Here is a 1,892-nt window from a genome sequence, read left to right as displayed (position 1 = left end):
CGCGAGCTCTCCGAGAAGATCCGGCTCGACCGCTACTACAAGCATTCGATCGAGGTGATCGTCGACCGGCTGGTCATGAAGCCGGGCCTCGAACGCCGTCTCGCCGACTCGATCGAGACGGCGCTCAACCTCGCCGAGGGGATGGTCGCCATCGAGCTCGTCGACGCCGGCGAGGTACAGACGTACTCGCAGCACCTGGCGTGTCACCACTGCGGGCTCTCGTTCGAGGAGCTCCAGCCGAAGAACTTCTCGTTCAACTCACCGTACGGCGCGTGTCCTCGCTGCGACGGGCTCGGCACGCACCTGGAGGTCGACGAGGAGCTCGTCGTCCCCGACCCGGACCTGTCGGTGACCGAGGGCGCCATCGCGCCGTGGACGGGCGGCCGGACCGAGTACTTCGCGCGCATGCTCGAGTCCGTCGCGGAGCACGCGGGCGCCAAGCCGAAGACGCCATGGCGCAAGCTCACGAAGAAGCAGAAAGACATCTTCCTGTACGGCACCGGCGACGACCAGGTCCACGTGAAGTATCGGAACCGGTACGGCCGGACGCGCTCCTACAACACCTATTACGAAGGCGTCGTCCGCTGGCTCGAGCGGAAGCGCGACGAGGCCGACAGCGACTACCAACGCGAGAAGATCGAGGAGTACATGCTGGAGGTGCCGTGCCCGGCGTGCAAGGGGACGCGCCTGAAGCCGGAGTCGCTGGCGGTGACCGTCGGCGGGGTCCACATCTCCGAGCTCTGCCGCATGTCGATCTCCGAGACGGACAAGTTCCTCCGAACCCTCGAGTGGAGCGATCGCGAGCACCTGATCGGCGACCGGATCATCAAGGAGGTCGCGTCGCGCCTCGGGTTCCTCATCGACGTCGGGCTCGACTACCTCACCCTCGAGCGCTCGGCGGCGACCCTCGCCGGCGGCGAGGCGCAGCGGATCCGGCTCGCGACCCAGATCGGCAGCGGGCTCGTCGGCGTGCTCTACATCCTCGACGAGCCTTCCGTCGGCCTGCATCAGCGCGACAACCACCGACTGATCGAGACGCTCATCCGCCTCCGCGACATCGGGAACACGCTGATCGTCGTCGAGCACGACGAAGCGACGATCCAGACGGCCGACTACGTCGTCGACATCGGACCCGGCGCCGGCGAGCACGGCGGTGAGATCGTGCATGCGGGCTCGTACAAGGAGCTCCTGCGCAACAAGAAGTCGCTGACGGGTCAGTACCTCGCGGGCAAACGGTCGATCCCCGTGCCGGCGTGGCGCCGGCCGCCGGGCGGCAACTACATCACCGTCAAGGGCGCGCGGCAGAACAATCTGAAGAACATCGACGTGCGATTCCCGCTGGGTAGCCTCGTGTGCATCACCGGGGTGTCCGGCAGCGGGAAGTCCTCCTTGCTGACCGACACGGTCTATCCGGCGCTGATGCACAAGATCTATAGCTCGCGCACGGTCCCGGGGAAGCATCGCGCGCTCACCGGCATCGAGCACATCGACAAGGTCGTCAACGTCGATCAAGCGCCGATCGGCCGGACCCCGCGCTCGAATCCGGCGACCTACATCGGCGTCTTCGATCACGTGCGGCAGCTGTTCAGCCAGACGCCGGAAGCCCGCGCGCGCGGCTATCTGCCGGGCCGCTTCTCGTTCAACGTCAAGGGCGGTCGCTGCGAGTCGTGCGCCGGCGACGGCCAGATCAAGATCGAGATGCACTTCCTGCCCGACATCTACGTCCCGTGCGAGGTGTGCAAGGGGAAGCGCTACAACCGCGAGACCCTCGAGGTCACGTTCAAGGGAAAGAACATCTCCCAGGTGCTCGAGATGTCGGTCGAGGAGGCGGTCGGCTTCTTCGAGGCGCTGCCGGTGATCCGCCGTCACCTCGAGACGCTGAACGACGTCGG

At 66.4% G+C, this 1,892-nt stretch carries 1 protein-coding gene; it reads left to right on the top strand.

Going from position 1 to position 1,892, the window contains the following annotated elements:
• Window positions 1-1,892, top strand: a 1,892-nt coding sequence (uvrA, locus tag WEB06_01700; protein ID MEX2554328.1) for an excinuclease ABC subunit UvrA, incomplete at both ends; no start/stop codon positions are given.

The organism is Actinomycetota bacterium (genome assembly GCA_040905475.1).
Classification (GTDB): domain Bacteria; phylum Actinomycetota; class AC-67; order AC-67; family AC-67; genus DATFGK01.
Note: the sequence above shows the minus strand (reverse complement) of the source record. Positions and strands in the feature narration are given on the sequence as shown.